Genomic DNA, 21,738 nt, shown 5'->3' with positions numbered 1-21,738 from the left:
TGGTGCCCGGCGAGCACCGCAGCGAGGCGGCGACCGACATGATCCCGGCCGTCCCGGCGGCAGTGCCCCCGACGACCCCGTCGGACGACGAGCACGCTGCGGGTTCGACGCCGGCGGGGCCGTCCGGTCCACGCACGCTGTGGGCTGCGGGCAGACCGCGCGCGAGCCGGGCACAGTTCTTCGTCGCCCTGCTGTGCGCGCTGCTCGGGTTCGCCCTCGTCGTTCAGGTCCGCCAGACCAACGTCGAGGGACTCTCCGCCCTCGGGCAGTCCGACCTGGTGCGGATCCTCGACGAGACCGCACAGCGCACCGCCGATCTCGAGCGTGAGGCTGCTGCCCTGGAGCGCAGCCGTCAGGAGCTCCTCAGCGGGTCCGACCAGCAGCAGGCGGCGCTCGACGCGGCGACCAAGACCGCGACCACCCTGGGGATCCTGTCGGGCCGGCTCCCCGCCGAAGGGCCTGGCATCGAGGTCACGATCACCGAGTCCACCGGCACGATCCCCGCGTTGACGCTGTTCAACGTGCTCGAGGAGATGCGTAACGCCGGCGCCGAGGCGATCCAGGTCAACGAGCAACGCGTCGTGGCGAGCAGCTACTTCGTGGACACCGACGACGGGGTCGAGATCGACGGCATGCTCCTGACCCCCCCGTACCACTGGCTCGCCATCGGCGATCCCGCGGCGCTGGCCCCCACCGCGCTCGAGATCCCTGGGGGCGCCATGGCCGCGGTCCGGAACGCCGGCGGACGTGGATCCCCGGTGGCACGCGACAAGATCCAGATCACCGCCACGCGGACGGTGTCGGAGCCCGAGTTCGCCACACCCGCGCCGATCGGGGCGGGTTGAGGGCTGCGACCCCGCGCCGGTCCGCATAGGCTAAGGGCAGTCCCCGAGCCACAAGCCGATGTCTGATTTCTCTGTTCACCTCCCGGGAGGCGCGATGATGGACGACCCACAGGTATCCCCACCCGATGCGGGCGAGGGCGTACCGGGTCGTGCGCCGTTGCAGGCGAACGCGCCACGCGGGGCCGGCGACACCACCATCAGCCTGGGCCAGCTCGAGGCGGTCGAAGCCGATGCGGTCGCGGCGCCGGGGCTGTCCGGCGAGGAGCGTGCCGCTGTCGCCGCGCTGCCGCGCACGTCGGCACTGCTGATCATGCAGCGCGGCCCGAGCGCCGGGGCCCGGTTCCTGCTGGACGCCGAGAAGACCGTGGCGGGCCGCAGCGTCGACGCCGACATCTTCCTCGACGACGTGACCGTGTCGCGTCGGCACGCGGAGTTCGTCCGCGAGGGTGACGACTTCGTGGTCCGGGACATCGGTTCGCTCAACGGCACCTACATCAACCGCAACCGGATCGACTCCGCCGTGCTCCGGTCGGGCGACGAGGTCCAGATCGGCAAGTACCGACTGACCTTCCACCCGAGTCCGGGACGCGAGAGCGGTGGGGCGCCCGGCCCGATGTCTGGGCAGTGAGCGGCAGTCGTGCGTGAGGTCGCGTCGACACATCGGCACCGTGTGAACGGGGCGCGATGAGCGTCTCTCGGGGTCCGTTGCAGGAGACCCGCGCCCTGCTCGACCCCACGGCACCTGCCCGTCCGCACATCGTCGAACCCTGGCCGCGCGGGGTGTCCCGCAAGGCGTCCATGCGGATCTCCGACGTTCTCGGAGCTCTTCAGCTCGAGTTTCCCGCGGTGACCAACTCCAAGCTCCGGTTCCTCGAGGAGCAGGGTCTGGTCGAGCCGGTGCGCTCCGCGTCGGGCTACCGCCAGTACAGCCCGGCCGACGTCGAGCGCCTGCGGTTCGTGCTGCGCCAGCAGCGCGACCGGTACCTCCCGCTCAAGGTGATCGGCGAACAGCTCGACGCCTTGGACCTCGGTGACGAGAGCGCGGCGCCCGCCCCGGCGCGGCTCGCGACGGCCGACGGCGCCCATCGGCCCGCGATCGCCGGCCGATGGACGACCGCCGGCCTGGCCGCCGATGCCGGCGTCCCCGAGGATTTCGTCGTGGCGCTCGTCGAGGCGGGCGTGCTGCGTCCGACCGCGCGGGGGTACTTCGACCCCTGGTCGCGCGACGTCGTCGCGCTGGCCGCGGCCCTGAACGAGCACGGGATCGACACCCGGCACCTGCGGGCGTTCCGCACGGCGGCCGAGCGGCAGGTGGACCTGGTCGACCAGGTCGTCGCGCCGTGGCGCGGACAGCACGCGGCGTCGTCGCGGGCCCGCGCGGGAACCCTCGCGGCCGAGGTCGGCGAGCTGTGCAGCCAGCTGCACACGGTGCTCGTCCGCGCCGGCGTCACCGAACTCTCACCCTGATTCCCCCAGAAGGGGACGAAGGCCGTAGCGTGGAGCTGTGACGGGAGACGACGAGGAACTGGTCCCGGTGGAGGTCGTCGGTGTGCGCCAGCACCGCCTCGACGACGAGATCGTCGTGCTCCTGCTCGACCCGGCGGCCGAGCTTCTGGTCCCGATCCTCATCGGGCCGAACGAGGCCAGCGCCATCGCGGCCGCCCAGGCCGGCATCGTCCCGCCCCGTCCGATGACGCACGACCTGCTGCGTGACGTGCTGGCGGCGCTCGGCGTCGGGCTCGTACGTATCGAGATCACGAGCCTCACCGACGGCGTCTTCCATGCCGAGCTCGTGCTCACCACCGGGGTCCGGGTCGACTCGCGGGCGTCCGATGCCATCGCTCTCGCGGTGCGCACCGGAAGCCCGGTGCTCTGCTCGGCGGAGGTCGTCGCGATCGCCGGGGTCGAGGCATCGGCGGGGCCCGCGGAGCAGGAGCTCGAACGGTTCCGCGAGTTCCTCGAACAGGTCACCCCGGAGGACTTCGACACCGGCGAGAACCCCGCACCTCCCGGCGGGTGAGCGCGGCGGCACCCGCCGTGGCCCGGCGGTGAGACCTGCGCCACGACAACCCGCTCGCTCGGCCACGGCGCGGCGTCGTTGACTGCCCTACCGGCGCGGCCTAGCGTTGCACTGACATCCGAAGCACCCCGACTCACGCGCGGCCTTTGCAGGGCGCGCCGAGCCGGGAGACGAGCGCCGACATCTTCGGCGGATGCGTGCAACGGCCAGATGGAGGACCCGTGAGCGGCACCGGCGAGACAGGGGACGCCGCAGGCAGGGTCCCGCAGCGCGCGCAGGGCCTGCTCTTCGGCGATGAGCTTCCCGACCTCGACACCACGACCGGCTACCGCGGCCCGACGGCCTGCCGGGCGGCGGGGATCACCTACCGCCAGCTCGACTACTGGGCCCGCACCGGACTGGTCGAGCCGACGATCCGCACCGCGACCGGTTCCGGGACGCAGCGGCTGTACAGCTTCCGCGACATCCTCGTGCTCAAGGTCGTCAAGCGGCTCCTCGACACGGGCGTGTCCCTGCAGCAGATCCGTACGGCAGTGGCGCACCTGCGCGAGCGCGGCGTGGACGATCTCGCGCAGATCACGCTGATGTCCGACGGCGCCTCCGTGTACGAGTGCACGTCCGCCGACGAGGTCTTCGACCTGGTGCAGGGCGGTCAGGGCGTCTTCGGCATCGCCGTCGGCCGCGTCTGGCGCGAGGTCGAGGGCACGCTGGCGGCCCTGCCGACCGAGCGCCTCGAGGACAGCCCCACCAACGGCGCGAACGACGAGCTCGCCCAGCGTCGACACGCCCGCACCGCCGGCTGATCAGCACCGCTCACTGATCAGCACCCGCTCGCGGGGTCATACCCGCCGCCTGGCTCCCGGGCGGCATCAGCGTTCCGGACGGCTCCTGGGTCCCGGGCGGCGGCCAGTTCCTGGACGGCCCCGCGTCAGTTGGTGCGCGGCGCGCGCAGCACCCGGTCGAGCAGCTGGTCGAACATATCTGCCAGCTCGGCGGCCGAGGCCCCCGGCCACGAGTGCAACCCGCGGGCGGCTCCTTGTGCCTGCTGCAGCGCTGCGCGCTCCGGGATGGCCGGGGAGAGCACCAGCGGGCCATACAGCGTCTTGAGCTCGTCGAGCCGGTAGGTCTGCTCGACCGAGCGGCCCCGGACCCGGTTCACGATGATGCCGAGCGGTTGGAGCTCGCGGGCCGGACCGCGGCGGAGCTCGTCGATCGTGCGCATGGCGCGCCCGACGGCCATCACGGCGAACAGCCCGGGCTCGGTGACGATCACGGCGCGGTCGCAGGCCATCAGGCCCGCCTTCGTGAGGCCACCCAACGAGGGCGGGCAGTCGATCAGGACGAGCTCGTAGTCGCCGACGAACGAGAGCGCGAACGCGAGCCGGTCGAGATCCTCGTCGGACCCGGGCCCGTCGTGCGCCGCCGAGCGCGCGGAGCCCAGCATCACGTCGAGCCCGTCGGGCGCCCAGGCGCTCGGGGCGATCGAGCGGTCGACCACCGACGAGCGCGGGTCGTCGAGCACCGCCGCGACATCGAGCCGGTCGGTGCTGTCGGCACCCAGCGCCATGGTCGTGTCGCCCTGCGGGTCGAGATCGATCACCAGGGTGCGCACCCCCCTGGCGGCGGCGGCCGACGCGAGGCCGAGGGTCACCGAGGTCTTCCCCACACCACCCTTGAGACTGCACACCCCTAGCACCAGCACGCGCTCACCGTAGCGGCAGGAACGGGTTCACAGGGTGAGACCACACCGCGGTGGGACATCTGACGAGCACATCGCCCCCCGCATCGTGGGATGATCACGCCGATCGCTGGGGAGGCGCGGGTTCGCCCGCCGCCCTGACCGGGAGCACCCGAGTTCACACGACTCGCTGGCCGTGCGCCTGCGAACGGCAAGAAGATGGGGTGGCACGTGTTCTCGAAGGTGCTTGTCGCGAACCGGGCGGAGATCGCCGTCAGGGCCTTCCGGGCCGCCTACGAGCTCGGTGCGCGGACCGTCGCGGTGTTCCCGCACGAGGACCGCAACTCCGAGCACCGGCTCAAGGCCGACGAGTCCTACCCGATCGGGGAGACGGGCCACCCGGTGCGGGCGTACCTCGACATCGACGAGATGATCCGGGTCGCACGCGACTCGGGCGCCGACGCGATCTACCCCGGCTACGGATTCCTGTCAGAGAACCCCGAGCTCGCGCGCGCCTGCCAGGCCGCGGGCCTCGTCTTCATCGGGCCCCCGCCGGAGGTGCTCGAGCTGGCCGGGAACAAGGTGCTCGCCCTGCAGGCGGCGCGGGACGCGGGGATTCCCGTCCTCGCCTCCAGCGCGCCGTCCGCCGACATCGAGGTGCTCGTCGTGGCGGCCGAGGAGGTCGGCTTCCCGCTGTTCGCCAAGGCGGTCGCCGGCGGGGGAGGCCGCGGGATGCGGCGGGTCGAGCGCCGCGAGGACCTGCGGGAGGCCCTCGCGGCCGCGATGCGCGAGGCCAGCGGCTCCTTCGGCGACGACACGATGTTCCTCGAGCAGGCAGTGCTGCGGCCCCGGCACATCGAGGTCCAGATCCTGGCCGACAAGGCCGGGAACGTCGTACACCTGTTCGAGCGTGACTGCTCGCTCCAGCGGCGCCACCAGAAGGTCATCGAGATCGCGCCGGCGCCGAACCTGGATCCCGCGATCCGGGACGCGCTGTGCCGCGACGCCGTGACGTTCGCACGCAGCATCGGGTACGAGAATGCCGGCACGGTCGAGTTCCTCGTGGCCACCGAGGGGGACCGCGCCGGTCAGCACGTCTTCATCGAGATGAACCCGCGCATCCAGGTGGAGCACACCGTGACCGAGGAGGTCACCGACATCGACCTGGTGTCCTCCCAGCTGCGGATCGCGGCGGGGGAGACCCTCGCCGACCTCGGGATCTCCCAGGACTCCGTGCGGGTCAACGGCTTCGCGCTGCAGTGCCGCATCACCACCGAGGACCCGGCCAACGGGTTCCGACCGGACACCGGCCGCATCATCGCCTACCGCTCGCCGGGCGGCGCCGGGGTGCGGCTCGATGGCGCGACGGCCTCCGCGGGGGCGGAGGTCAGCGGCCACTTCGACTCGATGCTGGTCAAGCTCACCTGCCGCGGCCGGGACTTCCCGATGGCGGTCCGCCGGGCCCGCCGGGCGCTGGCGGAGTTCCGGATCCGTGGGGTGCGCACGAACATCTCGTTCCTGCAGGCCGTCTTGGCCGACGACGCGTTCGTCGCCGGCGACCTGTCGACGTCGTTCATCGACCTGCGCCCGCAGCTGCTGGCCGCGCGCGCGAGCGCCGACCGGGGCACCAAGCTGCTCGGGTTCCTCGGCAACGTCACGGTGAACAAGCCGTACGGTGTGGCCCCCACGCTCGCGGACCCGCGCTCCAAGCTCCCCGTGCTCCCGCTCGGCGTGGCCATCCCGGACGGCAGCCGGCAGCGGCTGCTGGAGCTCGGCCCGGAGCGCTTCGCGGCCGCGCTGCGTGCCCAGCGCCCGTTGGCCGTCACCGACACCACGTTCCGCGATGCGCACCAGTCGCTCCTGGCGACCCGCGTGCGCACGCACGACCTGGTCGCCGTCGCGCCGCACGTCGCGCTGCTGACGCCGCAGCTGCTGTCCGTCGAGGCGTGGGGCGGCGCCACCTACGACGTCGCGCTGCGGTTCCTCGGCGAAGACCCGTGGAGCCGCCTCGCCACGCTGCGCGAGACGCTCCCGAACATCGCGATCCAGATGCTGCTGCGCGGCCGCAACACGGTCGGCTACACGCCCTACCCGACCGAGGTCACGGACGCCTTCGTGCGCGAGGCCGCGGCGACCGGGGTGGACGTGTTCCGAATCTTCGACGCCCTGAACGACGTCGAGCAGATGCGACCCGCGATCGAGTCCGTGCGCGCGACGGGGACGACGGTCGCCGAGGTCGCGCTGTGCTACACCGGCAACCTGCTGGACCCGGCGGAAGACCTGTACACGCTCGACTACTACCTCCGGCTGGCCGACCGGATCGTCGAGGCCGGCGCCCATGTCCTGGCGATCAAGGACATGGCCGGCCTGCTGCGCCCCGCCGCCGCCACGGCGCTCGTGGCCGGGCTGCGGGCGCGGTTCGACCTGCCGGTCCACCTGCACACCCACGACACCACCGGCGGCCAGCTGGCGACCCTGCTCGCGGCCGCCGACGCCGGGGTCGACGCCGTCGACGTGGCCAGCGCTCCGATGGCCGGCACGACCAGCCAGCCGCCCATGTCGGCGCTGGTGGCCGCGCTGGCGTTCACCGAGCGGGACACCGGGCTCTCCCTGCGGTCGGTCTGCGACCTCGAGCCGTACTGGGAGGGCGTGCGCCGCCTGTACCGGCCGTTCGAGTCCGGCCTGCCCGGACCGACCGGTCGCGTGTACGACCACGAGATCCCGGGCGGTCAGCTGTCCAATCTGCGCCAGCAGGCGATCGCGCTCGGTCTGGGCGACCAGTTCGAGGCGATCGAGGAGATGTACGCCGCGGCCGACCACATCCTCGGCCGGCTGGTCAAGGTCACCCCGTCGTCGAAGGTGGTGGGCGACCTCGCCCTGCACCTGGTGGCCCGCGGCGCGGACCCGGCGGACTTCGCCGACCGGCCGCAGGACTTCGACATCCCCGACTCGGTGATCGGGTTCCTGTCGGGCGAGCTCGGCGTTCCGCCGGGCGGGTGGCCCGAGCCGTTCCGCACCAAGGCCCTCAAGGGCCGCGCCGTGCGGTCCGGCGTGCAGCCCCTGACCGACCAGGACCGCCAGGACCTGGACGGCGACTCCGCGACCCGCCGGGACCGGCTCAACCACCTGTTGTTCCCCGGGCCGACCAAGGAGTTCGAGGCGTCCCGTGCGGCCCACGGCGACGTGTCGGTGCTCGACACCAAGAGCTACCTGTACGGGATGGACCCGGGCGGCGAGGTCGAGATCGTCCTGGAGAAGGGCGTGCGGCTGCTCGTCGGGCTCGAGGCGGTCGGCATCCCGGACGAGCGGGGCATGCGCAGCGCGATGTTCACCCTCAACGGGCAGCTGCGCCCGCTGCAGGTCCGCGACACCGGGATCGAGGTCGACCTCGCGTCGTCCGAGAAGGCCGATCCCGGGGTCGCCGGTCACATCGCGGCGCCGTTCGCCGGGGCGGTCACGCCGGTGGTCCAGGAGGGTCAGCGGGTCAAGGCCGGCCAGACCGTCGCCACCGTGGAGGCCATGAAGATGGAGGCGGCGATCACGACCCCGATCGGGGGAGTGGTGCGCCGGCTGGCGATCGGGGCGACCCAGCAGCTCGAGGGCGGCGACCTGGTGCTGGTGATCGGCTGACCCTCGTGGCAGGCTGGCGGCCATGTTCCTGACACGGCTGAGCCACGCGTGCGTACGTCTGGAGAAGGACGGCGCCCGGCTCGTGATCGACCCCGGCTCGTTCAGCGCGAGCGACGCCACGCACGACGCCGACGCCGTCCTGGTCACCCACCAGCACGCCGACCACGTCGTGCCGGTCACGTTGCGTCGCGACCTGGTGTCCCGGCCGGATCTCGAGGTCTGGGCCCCGGCCGACGTCGTCGCGCTGCTGCTCGAGGGTGCTCCAGAGCTCGCCGACCGCGTCCACGCCGTGCGCGCAGGGGACACGTTCGAGGTGGCCGGTTTCGAGGTGGAGGTCTACGGCGGCCTGCACGAGGCGGTCCATCCCGACGTCCCACGCCTGGCCAACGTCGCCTACCTCATCGACGGGTCCGTCCTGCACCCGGGGGACTCGTTCACGGTGCCGCCCCGCCCGGTGGCCGTGCTGCTGATCCCGATCGCCGCTCCGTGGCTGCGCCTGGGCGACGTGGTCGACTACGTCCGGGCCGTCGGCCCGCGCCTGACGATCCCCATCCACGACGCGCTGTACTCCCGGATCGGCTGCGACCTGGTCGACCGCCTGCTCGGTCCGCACGGGCTGGGACTGGGCGGCGCGCAGTACCTGCGGCCCGTCGACGGCGTCGGGCTCGAGCTGCCCTGAGCCTGCCTCGACCGCGCAGGGCGCCCCGCCGGCGGGGGAGGGGATGCCTCAGAGGCCGTCGGTGCGCCGGCGCTGGGCGATCTGCTCGCTGAGGACGTACCGGTGCAGGGCGTCGGCCTCGCGCTGCGTGGTGCCCACGAACCGGCAGCCGTAGCGGTGCCCCCGCGGGACGTCCTCGCTCCGGATCGCATCGGCGACGAGCACCATCTCGTCGAAGTCGGTACTGAAGTGGAAGCCGAAGCGATAGGCCTCGGGCAGCGCGGTCGAGCAGAACAGGCTGAACCCGGTCGCGCTGAGGTCGAGCATCCTGCCCTGGATCGGGATCTCGGCGTCGACGAGCTCGTCGCCGATCATCTCGTACACGAGGGTGACCGGAAGGTCGGTCTCCACCCGGACGATCGCCCGCTGCTGGAAGGCGGAGATGAGCTCGATGTCGGTGACGACCAGCATCTCCTGGTTGACCGACTCGACCGTGACGACGTACTCCCGGCGGCCACGGATCGCCTCGAACGTGCGCACCACGACCTCGTCACCGGGCGCGGGAAGGTCACCGAGCACCTCGGCCAGCCGGATGCTCAGGGACAGGCCCGCATCGACGCTCACCTCGCCGCGCGCGACCTCGGCCTCGCCGACGATCACCACGCTCGGGCTGCCTTCGAGCACCCGCGTCACCACCCTGAGATGCACAAGCACGGTATCCGGACGCTCCACCCTACGAGACGACGAAGGCCTCCCGTGCGAGGCGGGCCCGGAACGGACCGAATCTCACCCCAGCGCGCCACCATCGGCGTACTGGCCTGTCGCCGGCCGGCGCCGTACCGTGGGGATCTCGCCCCGAAGGAGCCCGCCATGACCGAGCCGTTCTCCCACGACGAGGTCGTCAACCTCGAGTTCGACGAGACGATCCCGCCGCGACCCGAGGAAGAGATCGCGGACGTGGCCCGCGCGGACCGCGAGCCGGTCGATCCTCAGCGCGGGTAGGCCCGCACGAGGCGGGCAGCACCGGTGGCGGCCAGGGCGATGCCGATCCCGGCGACCGCCCAGTTCAGCCAGACCCCACCGGAGTCGTTGATCGGTCCGACCTGGAACAGCACCACCACGACGCCGATGACGATGGCGAACGAGGGCGACCACCACCAGTTGTCCCGGATCGAGGTCGGGGCGTCGTCGTCCTCGGACTCGGTCGGATCGGGCTCGTCGGACGGGATCAGTTCGGGCATGGCAGATACTGTGCCACGAACCGCCGGTGTCGTCGGTCAGCCGCGACAGCGCGGTCGCCGGTCCCGCGGTCGCCGGTCCGTCGCGCCGGCGGCCCGAGGAGGAGCCAGCGGGCCGCGGAGGAGGGGCCGGGCCCCCGATCGACCAGTTTCCTCGGGTCGTTTGTCATAATGTACCTTATCGGCGTTGTCGGGTGAGCGTGCGGAGCGGGGTCCGGCCCCCCGGGCCCGACCGGGCGGCGGACCGGCCACCTGCGTACGATCGCCGGCATGAGCGCACCCGATCCCACCGTCCTGGCCACGATCGCGACCCTCGAGGCGCACGAGCGCGACCTGGTGTTCACCCGGTTCGACAACGCCGACGCGTGGCAGTTGGGTTGCCTGCTCGTCGAGCTCGCCCAGGAGCGCGAGCTGCCGATCACGATCGATGTGCGCCGCGGCACCCAACAGCTGTTCCACGCGGCCCTGCCCGGCACGGTCGCCGATAACGACACCTGGGTCGAGCGCAAGGTCCGGGTGGTCGAGCGGTTCGGGGCGTCGTCCTACCTCGTCGGCCTGCGCGCGGTCGCCAAGGGCACCACGTTCGCCGTCGCGCACGACCTGCCGCTGCAGCAGTACGCCGCGCACGGCGGGTGCTTCCCGGTGCGCGTGGTCGGGGTGGGCGTGGTCGGCACGGTGACGGTCTCGGGCCTGGCGCAGGCCGACGACCACGCCCTGGTGGTCGAGGCGCTGCGGGTCTTCCTGGCCTGACGGCCGCGCTGCGCCAACCGCGAAACCCGCCGCCGGGCAGGCGACAGACGGCGCACGCGCACCGCACACTGTGGGCGTGCCAGACAACACTGGGGGCGTGCCAGCCACCCCACCGCACGCGAGCACCCCGGAGGTCGCGGCCTCCCCCGCCCTGCTGCGCCGGATCGGCGCGCTGCTCACGCCCTACCGGGGCCGGCTGGTCCTGGTCGCCGTCGCGATCCTGGTCGCCTCGACGCTCGGGGTGATCACCCCGTTCCTCACCCGTCGCGTGTTCGACGACGCGCTCGGGTTCGCCACCGGCACGGGCGTGGACCTGCCGCTGCTGGCGCAGCTGACGGCCGCGATGATCGCGATCCCGCTGCTCAGCTCGGCGATCGGCGTCGGGCAGACCTACCTCACGACCAAGGTCGGCAACCTCGCGATGGCCGACCTGCGCGGGCGGCTGTTCGAGCACCTCGAACGCATGGAGCTGGCGTTCTTCACGACCACCAAGACGGGGTCGATCCAGTCCCGGCTCGCCAACGACGTCGGCGGGGTCGGCTCGGTGCTGACCACGACGGCGTCGTCCATCCTGTCCAGCTCGGTGACCGTGATCGCGTCCATCATCGCGATGGTGCTGCTGAGCTGGCAGCTGACGGTCGTCGCACTGGCGCTGATGCCGGTGTTCATCGTGCTGCAGCGCCGCGTCGGGGCGCGCCGCCAGCGGCTCGCGCGCGCCACCCAGGAGTCGCTGTCGGACATGACCGCGATCACGCAGGAGGCGCTGAGCGTCTCGGGGGTGCTGCTCGCGAAGATCTTCAACCGGGCCGACTCCGAGGTCACCCGGTACCGCGACGAGAACGACCGCTTGGTCGACCTGCAGGTGCGGCAGGCGATGGCCGGCCAGGGGTTCTTCGGGGTCGTGTCCGCCTTCATGGCGATCACGCCCGCGCTGGTCTACCTGGTGGCGGGGTACATGCTCGCCGGCTCCACCGACACCCAGGTGCTCACGGCCGGCACCCTCGTGGCGTTCTCGACCCTGCAGGCCCGGCTGCTGATGCCGATGCTGTCCCTGATGCGGGTCGCCCTGGACGTGCAGACCTCGCTGGCGCTGTTCCGCCGGATCTTCGAGTACCTGGACCTCACCCCCGCGATCACCGACCGCCCCGGCGCGGTGGCGCTCGATCGGGCGACCACGCGCGGGCGGGTCGAGCTCGACGGCGTCTGGTTCGCCTACCCCCCTCCCCCGCGGCTGTACGCACCGGCGCCGGTGCCCCGCCTGCCCGGGATGCACGGCGGCGGCATGGGTGGCGGCGGGAAAGGGATCGGGCTGGCGTTCGGGCTCGCGCCGACCGGCGGCGGCCGACCCGGCGGCTCGACCCAGCCCGCACCGCCCCTGGCGGACCCCGGCGCCGCCCGGGGCCCGGACACCCGGCCGCGTCCGTGGGCCGTGCGTGACACGTCATTCGTGATCGAGCCGGGTCAGCTCGCGGCGTTCGTCGGGCCGTCGGGCGCCGGCAAGACGACCCTGAGCTACCTGGTCCCCCGGCTGTACGAGGTCGACCGTGGCGCCGTCCGCGTCGACGGTTTCGACGTGCGGGACGTCACGATGGGGTCCCTGGCCGACGTCGTCGGCATGGTCACCCAGGATCCGTACCTCTTCCACGCCACGATCGCCGAGAACCTGCGGTACGCGCGCCCGGACGCCACGGACGCCCAGCTGGAGGACGCCTGCCGCGCGGCGAACATCCATGACCGGATCGTGGCGTTCGCCGACGGCTACGCGACGACGGTCGGCGAGCGGGGCTACCGCCTGTCCGGGGGCGAGAAGCAGCGGATCGCGATCGCCCGGGTGCTGCTCAAGGACCCGCGCATCCTCATCCTCGACGAGGCGACCTCCGCCCTCGACTCGGCGTCCGAACGGCTCGTGCAGCAGGCACTGGCGGTGGCGATGACCCGGCGGACGACGCTCGCGATCGCGCACCGGCTCTCGACGATCCGGCATGCCGACGTGATCTTCGTGGTCGACGACGGCCGGGTGGTCGAGCACGGGACGCACGAGGAGCTGGTCGCCGCACCCGACGGGTTGTACGCCCGGCTGTACGCCGAGCAGTTCGGTGGCGGTCGGGTCGAGGCCCGGTTCGCGGACGGTGTGATGTTCACCGACGGCGTGGTCCTGGCCCAGCCCGGCGGCCCCGACCTCTGAGTCGACCCGCCCACAGGACCACCGCTCGGGCAGGTCGTCCCCAGCGCCGCAGGCCCGCGGGGTGCGCACCGGACGCCGTGGCGAGGCTGACCGGCATGACGAACCTCAACGACAGCTGGGACGACGACCTCGACGGCGCCGACTCCCCCGACGATCCGCATGCGCTCGACCGGACGTTCCCGTTCGGTGAGAGCTTCCCGATGTGCGCCGACCGCTTCGGCAACCCCCTCTCGCACGAGGAGATCCTCCGCCGCGGCCCGTTCGACCCCATGCCCTTCGATGACGACTCCGACGAGGACGATCTGGACGCGTTCGGCTACTTCGGAGGTTTCGACGAGGACGACGAGGACGACGACGAGCGGATACCGCGACCGTGGCGGATCCTGTGCACGGCCGACGACGTGCACGAGCACCTCCTCGCCCTCGTGGGCCCCGAACGCGATGGCCCCCGCGCCCTGTGGGTGGTGTTCCTCGACGAGCACGACCGTGTGCTACCGCTCGTGATCCCGATCGGCGACCTGCCCACGATCGTCAACCGCGCGATGGTCGCCAATCTCGCCCGGCAGCTGCGCACGCTCCTCGACGAGAACGCGCCCGGCGGGTGCCTGGCGTTCGGGCTCGTGCGCCGCGGCGGCGGTGACCGCGGCACGTTCGAGGCCGGCTGGTCCCAGGCGCTGTCCGAGGCGATGGCCGAGGCCGGGGTCGCGGTGCGGGCCATGGTCGCCATCGGCCGCGACCGCTCCCGGGTCCTTCCGCTCGGCCTCACATGAGGCGGAAGTCCTAGAAGGAGTCGAGCGTCACACCGGGAAAGTTTGCAGCGGGGCTCGCGGGCCGCCACCATGAGTCCGGGGCGCCGAGGCGGCGTACTTCACCCGGATCGCCCCGCACAACCTGGCCAACCGAGCCACGCAGACCGACGTTCACGGGACCTTCACCTCGTCGTGGAACACGGGCGGGGTCGTATGCGTTGAACACAACGGTAGAGCACGAGTCGAATGACGGCACCACGGAGGTACAGATGGCGAACCGATCTTTGCGCGGAATGCGCATCGGTTCCAACAGCCTGGAGACGGAAGAGGGCGTGGAATTCGCTCCCCGGCTGCAGGCCCACTACGACTGCCCGAACGGGCACACCATCATCCTGCCCTTCTCGACCGAGGCCGACGTGCCCCTGGTCTGGGAGTGCCGGTGTGGCGAGGAGGCGTTGCTGCGCGACGCCACCCGGCCCGAACCGAAGAACGGCAAGAAGCCGCGTACGCACTGGGACATGCTCCTCGAGCGTCGCACGGTCAAGGAGCTCGAGGAGCTGCTCGAGGAACGCCTCGACCTGCTCCGCGCGGGCAAGCTCCGTCGGAGCGCCTGAGGCTTCACCGCTCGTCCCCGGGCTCGCACCCGGGAGCTACCTCGCTCGACCAAGCAGCCGGCGCACCGCGTCGGCTGTTTGGCGTGCGTGGAAGGCGACTCCCCAGCTGGTGATCCGGACGAGCGCCTCGACCACGATCTCGCGGCTCATCTTCGAGGTGCCCTGCTCGCGCTCGACGAACGTGATCGGCACCTCGACCACGCGACCGCCGGCGCGCAGCACCCGCCAGGCCATGTCCACCTGGAAGCAGTACCCGTGCGATGCGACCGCCCCGAGGTCGAGGCTGGCGAGCAGCGGCGCGCGGTACGCCCGAAAGCCGCCGGTGGCGTCGCGCAGCGGGAAACCGAGCATGAGCCGCGTGTAGGTGTTGCCGCCGCGGGAGAGCAGCTGGCGATGCGTCGGCCAGTTCACGACGCGGCCACCCGGGACCCAGCGAGACCCGAGCACCAGATCGGCGTCGGGCAGGGCCGCCAGCAGACGCGGGAGGTCCTCGGCGCGGTGCGAGCCGTCAGCGTCCATCTCGACGACGACCTCGTAGCCCCGGGCCAGCGCCCAGGTGAACCCCGCCACGTACGCCTGGCCGAGCCCCAGCTTGCTCGCGCGGTGCAGCACGTGCACGCCCGCGTCGTCGGCCGCGGCCCGGTCCGCGAGCTGGCCCGTGCCGTCCGGGCTGCCGTCGTCGACCACGAGCACGTCCGCGTCGGGCACGGCGGCGCGCACGCGCGCGAGCGTCACCGGCAGGGCGTCGCGTTCGTTGTAGGTCGGGATGATCACGACCGTGCGCATCACAGGCCCTCCGGCCGGTTCGGGCGGCGGACCCTCGTGGCGCCCACCATGCCGGAGAGCACGATCACGACCGCGAGCCCCGCGACGCCCCACGCGAGCCAGTCCCCGATCCGCGTCGCCGGGGTCAGGGAGGTCCGCAGCGGCAGCGACGCGACCAGCTGGGCAGCGGTGAACAGGTCGGTCTGCTGGCTCACGACCCCGTTCGGCGCGATGATCCCGCTCACGCCGACGGTCGAGATCTGCACCGTGGCACGACCGTGCTCGATCGCCCGCAGCCGGGACATCGCGAGCTGCTGGGTGGACTCGTCGGTGAAGCCGAACGACGCGTTGTTCGTCTGCACCACCAGCACCTCGGCGCCGGCGCGCACCGACTCGCGGACCAGCGGGTCGTACGCCACCTCGAAGCAGATGACGTCCCCCAGCGGCACGGTCCGCTCCAGGCGGGCGGACTCCAGCGGCACCACCCCCACCTTCGTGCCGGCGATCATGTCGTTGCGGACCAGGTCCACGGCGGACGAGAACGGCCGCACCCAACGCCGCAGCGGGATGTACTCGGCGAACGGCGCCGGGTGCTGCTTGACGTAGGTCGCCACCACCCCCTCGCCGGGAACCCACAGCACCGCCGTGTTGTACCGGCCGCCGGTCGACGGGTACTCCACCGTGCCGACCAGCATCGGGGCGTCGACGGCACGCGCCGCGGCGTCGATCTCCGCGGCCGCGGCCGCGTCCACCTGGGGGTCGACGTCGGTGCCGTTCTCGGGCCAGAGCACGACGTCGAGCTCACCCGGCTCGACCTGGTCCAGGAGGGCCCGGGTGCCCTCCGCGTGCAGGCGGAGCACCTCGCGTGCCTGCGAGAACGCCTCGGCGCCCGGTGTGGGTACGTTGCCCTGCACCGCGCCGACGCGCAGGTGCCCCTCCTGGGCCTGGGTGTCGAGCGGGACGAGCAGCCCGACGCCGACCAGGAGCAGGGCGAGCGCGGTGGCGAACACCGTGCGGAGCAGCGTCAGCCGACGCGCCGCGAGCATGGCCACGGCCAGCAGCGCACCGATCGCGACCACGGCCGCCGACACGAGCGGGGCCCCGCCGAGCCAGGCGAGCCGGACGAGCGGGGAGTCGGCCTGGGAGAACGCCAACCGGCCCCACGGGAAGCCCCCGAACGGCGCGACGGACCGGAGCTCCTCGACCGCCACCCACAGCACGACGAACGCGGTCACCTGCAGCCCGGCGCTGCGCCAGATGGCCGTGCCGCGGCGCGCCCAGGTCCACAGGGCGCCGAACAGGGCGATGTACAGGGCCTCGAACACGGTCAGCGCCACCCATGGCACGCGCCCGACGACGTAGTCGGCCCAGGTGATGTGCGGGGCGAAGAAGGCCAGCCCCCATACGAAGCCGACCAGGGCGTTCCAGAGGGCACCGTCGCGGCGCAGCGCGAGGAAGAGCAGGGCCATCCCGACAAAGCCGGCACCCCACCAGCCGCGGTCGGGAAAGGCTGCTTCGGTGAGCAGTCCGCTGCCGGCGGCGAGGGCGAGCACCCACCATCGGTTGGGCTCGGGGTGGGGCATTCCAGAAGGGTACGACAGCGGACCCCTCCCGCCGACCGACCGACCCGCGCGTCCTTCGTACCAAGGGCCGCCCCTTGCGAGGGCGGCGCTTGTTTTCTGTTGAACACGCGGGCCCAGCCGGTGTCCACTTCCCGCCCGGGCGGGTGCCGGCAAGAGATGAACTCCCGGGGCACCAGCGCCTATGAGAAGAGGAACAAGACGTGAACCTACCGGGTCTGGGAGCGCTGTCAAGGGGACATATGTCCAGTTCAGAGGCGTTGCTGCAGGTCAGCCAGATACCTCATCGACGGATCTCGGCCGGGCGACGGCGTGTCGTGCGGCGTGTCGGACTCTGCCCTCCCCCGTCACCCGGGTGCGTCGTGGCGCCACCCCGTGCGGGGCGCCCGCGCGGTGCCCGGGTCGAGCAGTCAGTCGAGGGCGTCGTGCACGACGACGCCGTCGCGCACGGTGCGCAGGCACCGGGGAGGGACGGCGTCGGGTCCCACCTCCGGGAGCAGCGGCGTCCCGGCGCGCGCGTCCGTGCTCCAGGCCGAGACGCGCCCGTCCGCGGCCTGGACCACCAGCTGCTCGGCGCGCCACACGGCCAGGTGGGCGGGGGCTCCCAGCCGGATCTCCCCCGCCCCGGTGTGGTCCAGCCCCGCCAGCCGCCAGCCGCCGCGGGTGTGCGCGCGGAACGCGGCCCGGGCGGAGATGCGTTGGTCGGCCTCGTGCAAGGTGACCGCCGCGCCCACCCCTGCCCACGGGTCGAACGGCGTCACGGGCGAGTCCGAGCCGAACGCCATCGGGACCCCGGCCGCCGCAAGATCGGCGAGCGGGTTGAGCGCCGCACCGCGGCCGGCCCCGAGCCGGGCCGCGTACATCCCGTCCGGCCCGCCCCACGCGGCGTCGAAGGCGGGCTGCACGCTCAGGCGCACCCCGAGCAGGACGAGCGCGGCCAGCGTCGGGGCGTCGATCATCTCCGCGTGCTCGACCCGGTGCCCGGCGCCGCGGATCGGACCGGCCCCGACCTCCTCGACCGCCAGCTGCAGCCCGGCGAGGAACTCGTCCATCGCGCGGTCGCCGATGACGTGGAAGCCGGCCTGCACCCCGGCCCGGGTCACCGCGACCAGATGGGCGGCGATCTGGTCGGCGGTCAGGTACAGCGACCCCGCGTGCGCGTGGCGGGCGGGCAGGTCCGAGTACGGCGACCGCAGGGCAGCGGTGCGCGACCCGAGCGACCCGTCGACGTTGAGGTCGCCGCCGATGCCCGTCAGGCCCGGCAGGGCGGCCAGGATCTCCCGGGCGTCGTCGACCGTGGTGCACAGCTCGCCGCGGTAGGCCACGACGTGCGGCAGGGCCGCCGCCGGATCGGTGGTCAGCGCCAGCAGCTCGAGGAGCCCGGCGCGGGTGTCGATGAAGGGCGCGCTGTGCTCGTGCACCGACGCGATGCCGTGGGCCGCGGCCCGGGCGAGCGCCTGTCGGTAGAGGCCCTCGCGCCGGGGCTGGTCGACGTCCCGCGCCGCTTCGCGGGCGGCGTGATGGGCCTCGCCCAAGACGCCGCCGTCGGCGGTCCAGCCCGCGAGCCCCGCCAGGCCGGCGACCGCCGCGAACGACGACGACACCACCGCCGAGTGCACGTCGACCCGCGCGAGGTAGACCGGCGCCCCGCCGGCCGCCAGGTCGAGCTCCTGAATGGTCGGCGCGCGACCCTCCGGCCAGGTCCGCTCGTCCCAGCCGTGCCCGAGCAGCGGCCCGGACGCGCCGCCGGCCCGCGCGGCCCGCGCGGCCGCGGCGAGGGCGGAGAGCGCACCCGCCAGCGAGTGGATCCCCGCCGCCGCGGACAGGTCGAGCCCCTCGAGCGCGAGCCCGGTCTCGAGCAGGTGCGCGTGGGCGTCCACGAAGGCCGGGGCGACCAGCGCACCGTCCAGGTCCACGACCTCGTCGACGGTGGCCACGAGCCCCGCTGCCGTGTCGTCAGCGCCGAGCCAGGTGATGACCCCGTCGGCGACGAGCACTGCCTCGGCGAACGGGTCGGAGGAGGAGTGGATGACACCGTTGCGGTACAGGCTGGAGCTCACAGTCGCTCACGATAGGCCTCCCGGGCGGGACCGCCGACCGCCCCACCGCCGACCGTCTAGAGCGACGAGTAGGCCACCACCCCGCGCCGCAGCCCACGGATGCTGCGATGCGCTGTCTCGCGCACCTTCGCGGTGGGCGCCGCCTGCGCGATCTGGTCGAGCAGGTCGATGATCTGCTTGCACCACCGCACGAAGTCGCCGGCCGCGAGATCGGTGCTCTTGAGCACCACCTCGAGGCTGCGACCGGCGGCCCAGCGGTGCACGACCTCCACCAGGCCGAGGTCGAGCGGTCCGGTCGACTCGATCTGGTGCTCGGCCTCGAGTGTCTCGAGCGTGGACCAGATCCGGCTGGTCTCCTCGAGCGCCCGGCCGAGCGTCCCGGCGGGTCCACCGGGGATGCGCGGCTCGCCCTCGCGGTCGTCCCGGCGGGCCGAGTACAGGACGGTCGACACCGCGGCGGCCAGGCCCGGGGCGTCCAGGTCCTCCCAGACCCCGCGGCGCAGGCACTCGGCCACCAGCAGGTCGTTCTCCGCGTAGAGCCGGCGCAGCCACTGCCCGTCCGCGGTCACGGTCACCGGCTGGTCGGGTGCGGCCGCGAGGTAGCCCAGGCGCTGCAGCACGTCGCAGATGCGGTCGAAGACCCGCGCGATGGAGCTCGTGCGGCCCTCGATCCGGGCAACGAGCGCAGCGTGCTCGCGGCGCAGCTTGTCCCAGCGTTCGGCCCAGCGCGCGTGGTCCTCGCGGTCCGGGCAGGCATGGCACGGGTGGGCGCGCACGCGGCGGCGCAGGGACGCCAGCTCGGCGTCCTCGGTCGCGGCCTTGCGCCCCTTGGCCGGTCGCTGCCGTCCGCCGCGGGGTGGTGCCGCCTGCGGGAGCCACTCGCGCAGGTCGGCACTCAGCGCCCGGCGCGCGGCGGGGTTGCGGCCGTTGAACCCGCGCGGGACCCGCAACGAGCCGATCCGGCGGACGCCGTCGGGCACCTCCGCGATCGAGACGCGTCGCACCTGGCGGTCGTCCATCAGCAGCGTGGGGCGTGGCCCCTCGACGCCGACGTCCGACCCCGGGTCGAGCACGACGGCGTGCCCCGCGCGGCGCCCGCTGGCGATCTCCAGCACGTCGCCGACCTGCAGGCCCTCGAGCGACCGGGCCGCCGCCGCCCGACGCTCGCGGGACGCGTCCCGGGTCAGGCCGTGCTCGCGCTCCGTGATCGCCCGGCGCAGTCCGGCGTACTCGGCGAAGTCGCCCAGATGGCACCGCATGGCCTCGGCATAGCCCTCGAGCGCCTCCGCGTGCGCCTTGGCCTGCTTGGCCAGCCCGACGACCCCCCGGTCCGCCTGGAACTGCGCGAACGACGTCTCGAGCACCTCACGGGCCCGTTCCCGGCCCACCTGCGCCACGAGGTTCACGGCCATGTTGTAGGTGGGGATGAAGCTCGACCGCAGCGGGTACAGGCGCTTGGACGCCAGGCCGGCCAGCGCGACCGGGTCCAGCCCGGGGTGGTCGACGACGACCGCGTGCCCCTCGACGTCGATCCCCCGGCGCCCGGCGCGGCCCGTGAGCTGGGTGTACTCCCCCGGGGTGACGTCCACGTGCGCGGAGCCGTCCCACTTGACCAGCTTCTCGAGCACGACGGACTTGGCCGGCATGTTGATGCCCAGGGCCAGCGTCTCGGTCGCGAAGACCACCTGGACCAGCCCGCGGGAGAACAGGTCCTCGACGGTCTCCTTGAAGATCGGCAGCATGCCGGCGTGGTGGGCCGCCAGGCCTCGCGCGAGGGCCTCGGTCCACTCCCAGTACCCGAGGACCGCGAGGTCCTCCGACGGCAGCGTCGCGCACCGCTCCTCGACGATCTGCCGGATCTGCGCCTCCTGCGCCGGCGTGGTGAGTCGGAGCCCGGCCGCCAGGCACTGGCTGACCGCCCCCTGGCACCCCGCCCGCGAGAAGATGAACACGATCGCCGGGAGCAGGCCGGCGTCGGCCAGCAGGCGCACGACGGCGAACCGCGGGGTCGGCCGGAAGGCGGGCCGGGGCGGCCCGCCAGGTCGGTCGCCGCCGCTGCGGTAGCCGCCACCGCGGTAGCCGCGGTCTCCCCGTCCGCGTGGGCCGCGACCGACCGGCCCGCCGCCGGCCGAATCGCCCGCCTGGCGCCGGCGCATCGCGTCGGCCAGCTCGGGGCTGATCGGCGGGTCGACGCCCGGCGCGGTCGGGTCCACGTGCCCGGCGTACAGGTCGTACAGGTCGCCGCGCGTCAGGACGTGCTGACCGAGCGGGACGGGGCGCACCTCGCTGACGACGACCGCGGTGTCGCCGCGGACCATCTCGAGCCAGTCGCCGAACTCCTCGGCGTTGGAGACCGTGGCCGACAGGGACACGAGCTGCACGTCGGGGGCGAGGTGGATGATCACCTCTTCCCAGACCGGACCGCGGAACCGGTCGGCGAGGTAGTGCACCTCGTCCATCACGACGTACCCGAGCCCGTCGAGGGTGGGCGAGTCGGCGTACAGCATGTTGCGCAGGACCTCGGTGGTCATCACGACGATCGGCGCCTCGCCGTTGACGGTCGTGTCTCCGGTGAGCAGACCCACGCGCTCGGGCCCGTACCGGCGCACGAGGTCGCCGTACTTCTGGTTCGACAGCGCCTTGATCGGCGTCGTGTAGAACGCCTTCCGGCCGGCCGCCAGCGCCAGGTGCACGGCGAACTCGCCGACGACCGTCTTGCCGGCCCCGGTGGGCGCCGCCACGAGGACGCCGCGGCCCGCCTCGAGCGCCTCGCACCCGGCGACCTGGAAGTCGTCCAGGGTGAAGCCCATCAGCGCCCGGAAGACCTCGAGCTCGGTCGGGCGGCCGACCGTGCCGGACGGCAGGTCGGCGTCGGCGGTCGGATGGACAGCGGCGGACCGCTCGGACGGCGACGGCTCGGGGTCTGCGGACACATCCGCCAGCCTAGGCACCCCGACCACCAGGTC

The 21,738-nt window shown here is 73.0% G+C and carries 19 protein-coding genes; 12 read left to right on the top strand and 7 right to left on the bottom strand.

Annotated elements, in window-relative coordinates; translation table 11 throughout:
• Window positions 1-2 precede the first annotated feature (2 nt).
• The 5 genes from EUA98_RS12220 (at window position 3) to EUA98_RS12200 (ending at window position 3,668) form a co-directional block, all read left to right on the top strand.
• Window positions 3-845, top strand: a complete 843-nt coding sequence (locus EUA98_RS12220) for a DUF881 domain-containing protein (protein WP_165372817.1) — start codon at window positions 3-5, stop codon at window positions 843-845.
• A gap of 94 nt (window positions 846-939) precedes the next feature.
• Window positions 940-1,473 carry an FHA domain-containing protein gene (locus EUA98_RS12215; protein WP_130102963.1) on the top strand — a complete coding sequence of 178 codons (534 nt, stop codon included), beginning with the start codon at window positions 940-942 and terminating at the stop codon, window positions 1,471-1,473.
• A 56-nt stretch (window positions 1,474-1,529) separates the two neighbouring features.
• The gene (ftsR, locus tag EUA98_RS12210) at window positions 1,530-2,312 is read left to right on the top strand and encodes a transcriptional regulator FtsR (RefSeq protein ID WP_207219075.1); all 783 of its coding nucleotides are present in this window, start codon (window positions 1,530-1,532) and stop codon (window positions 2,310-2,312) included.
• A gap of 37 nt (window positions 2,313-2,349) precedes the next feature.
• Complete coding sequence (locus EUA98_RS12205) at window positions 2,350-2,865, top strand: bifunctional nuclease family protein (RefSeq protein ID WP_242511443.1); 516 nt, start codon at window positions 2,350-2,352, stop codon at window positions 2,863-2,865.
• Between the two features lie 221 nt (window positions 2,866-3,086).
• Entirely contained in the window at window positions 3,087-3,668 is a 582-nt protein-coding gene (locus EUA98_RS12200) for a MerR family transcriptional regulator (protein WP_130102962.1), read from the top strand.
• A 125-nt stretch (window positions 3,669-3,793) separates the two neighbouring features.
• On the opposite strand, the gene EUA98_RS12195 is transcribed toward EUA98_RS12200, so the two are convergent.
• The gene (locus tag EUA98_RS12195; RefSeq protein WP_130102961.1) at window positions 3,794-4,567 is read right to left on the bottom strand and encodes a ParA family protein; all 774 of its coding nucleotides are present in this window, start codon (window positions 4,565-4,567) and stop codon (window positions 3,794-3,796) included.
• A gap of 207 nt (window positions 4,568-4,774) precedes the next feature.
• Between EUA98_RS12195 and EUA98_RS12190 the strand changes: the two genes are divergently transcribed.
• On the top strand, window positions 4,775-8,173 hold the full coding sequence (locus EUA98_RS12190) for a pyruvate carboxylase (RefSeq protein ID WP_130102960.1): 3,399 nt from the start codon (window positions 4,775-4,777) through the stop codon (window positions 8,171-8,173).
• 22 nt (window positions 8,174-8,195) lie between these two features.
• Window positions 8,196-8,852, top strand: coding sequence for an MBL fold metallo-hydrolase (locus EUA98_RS12185; protein ID WP_130102959.1), 657 nt, complete (start codon window positions 8,196-8,198; stop codon window positions 8,850-8,852).
• A gap of 48 nt (window positions 8,853-8,900) precedes the next feature.
• Here EUA98_RS12185 and EUA98_RS12180 read toward each other — a convergent pair whose 3' ends face one another.
• Window positions 8,901-9,515, bottom strand: a complete 615-nt coding sequence (locus EUA98_RS12180) for a PilZ domain-containing protein (protein WP_130102958.1) — start codon at window positions 9,513-9,515, stop codon at window positions 8,901-8,903.
• A 186-nt stretch (window positions 9,516-9,701) separates the two neighbouring features.
• On the opposite strand from EUA98_RS12180, the gene EUA98_RS20450 reads away from it, so the two are divergent.
• Entirely contained in the window at window positions 9,702-9,833 is a 132-nt protein-coding gene (locus EUA98_RS20450; protein WP_255424308.1) for a hypothetical protein, read from the top strand.
• Here the strand turns inward: EUA98_RS20450 and EUA98_RS12175 are convergent.
• Complete coding sequence (locus tag EUA98_RS12175) at window positions 9,821-10,072, bottom strand: hypothetical protein (protein WP_130102957.1); 252 nt, start codon at window positions 10,070-10,072, stop codon at window positions 9,821-9,823. The genes EUA98_RS20450 and EUA98_RS12175 overlap by 13 nt on opposite strands.
• Before the next feature lie 267 nt (window positions 10,073-10,339).
• On the opposite strand from EUA98_RS12175, the gene EUA98_RS12170 reads away from it, so the two are divergent.
• From EUA98_RS12170 to EUA98_RS12155, 4 genes are all read left to right on the top strand, one after another.
• The gene (locus EUA98_RS12170; protein ID WP_130102956.1) at window positions 10,340-10,819 is read left to right on the top strand and encodes a heme-degrading domain-containing protein; all 480 of its coding nucleotides are present in this window, start codon (window positions 10,340-10,342) and stop codon (window positions 10,817-10,819) included.
• A gap of 97 nt (window positions 10,820-10,916) precedes the next feature.
• Window positions 10,917-13,004, top strand: coding sequence for an ABC transporter ATP-binding protein (locus EUA98_RS12165; protein ID WP_130102955.1), 2,088 nt, complete (start codon window positions 10,917-10,919; stop codon window positions 13,002-13,004).
• Between the two features lie 95 nt (window positions 13,005-13,099).
• Entirely contained in the window at window positions 13,100-13,774 is a 675-nt protein-coding gene (locus EUA98_RS12160; RefSeq protein WP_130102954.1) for a hypothetical protein, read from the top strand.
• A gap of 248 nt (window positions 13,775-14,022) precedes the next feature.
• Complete coding sequence (locus EUA98_RS12155; RefSeq protein ID WP_130102953.1) at window positions 14,023-14,367, top strand: RNA polymerase-binding protein RbpA; 345 nt, start codon at window positions 14,023-14,025, stop codon at window positions 14,365-14,367.
• 36 nt (window positions 14,368-14,403) lie between these two features.
• Here the strand turns inward: EUA98_RS12155 and EUA98_RS12150 are convergent, their stop codons facing one another.
• The 4 genes from EUA98_RS12150 to EUA98_RS12135 form a co-directional block, all read right to left on the bottom strand.
• A complete protein-coding gene (locus EUA98_RS12150) occupies window positions 14,404-15,153 on the bottom strand; it encodes a polyprenol monophosphomannose synthase (RefSeq protein ID WP_130102952.1) in 750 nt (249 codons plus the stop codon).
• Window positions 15,153-16,715 (bottom strand): apolipoprotein N-acyltransferase, encoded by a 1,563-nt coding sequence (gene lnt / locus EUA98_RS12145; RefSeq protein WP_130102951.1) that lies wholly within the window; start codon window positions 16,713-16,715, stop codon window positions 15,153-15,155. The genes EUA98_RS12150 and lnt overlap by 1 nt, the downstream gene beginning before the upstream one ends.
• A 407-nt stretch (window positions 16,716-17,122) precedes the next feature.
• The gene (locus tag EUA98_RS12140; RefSeq protein ID WP_130102950.1) at window positions 17,123-18,772 is read right to left on the bottom strand and encodes an amidohydrolase; all 1,650 of its coding nucleotides are present in this window, start codon (window positions 18,770-18,772) and stop codon (window positions 17,123-17,125) included.
• Between the two features lie 56 nt (window positions 18,773-18,828).
• Window positions 18,829-21,705 (bottom strand): DEAD/DEAH box helicase, encoded by a 2,877-nt coding sequence (locus tag EUA98_RS12135; protein ID WP_242511441.1) that lies wholly within the window; start codon window positions 21,703-21,705, stop codon window positions 18,829-18,831.
• Between the last annotated feature and the right edge of the window lie 33 nt (window positions 21,706-21,738).

Source organism: Pengzhenrongella frigida (assembly GCF_004168625.1).
GTDB classification, from domain to species: domain Bacteria; phylum Actinomycetota; class Actinomycetes; order Actinomycetales; family Cellulomonadaceae; genus Pengzhenrongella; species Pengzhenrongella frigida.
This window is presented reverse-complemented; position numbering and strand designations above follow the sequence as displayed.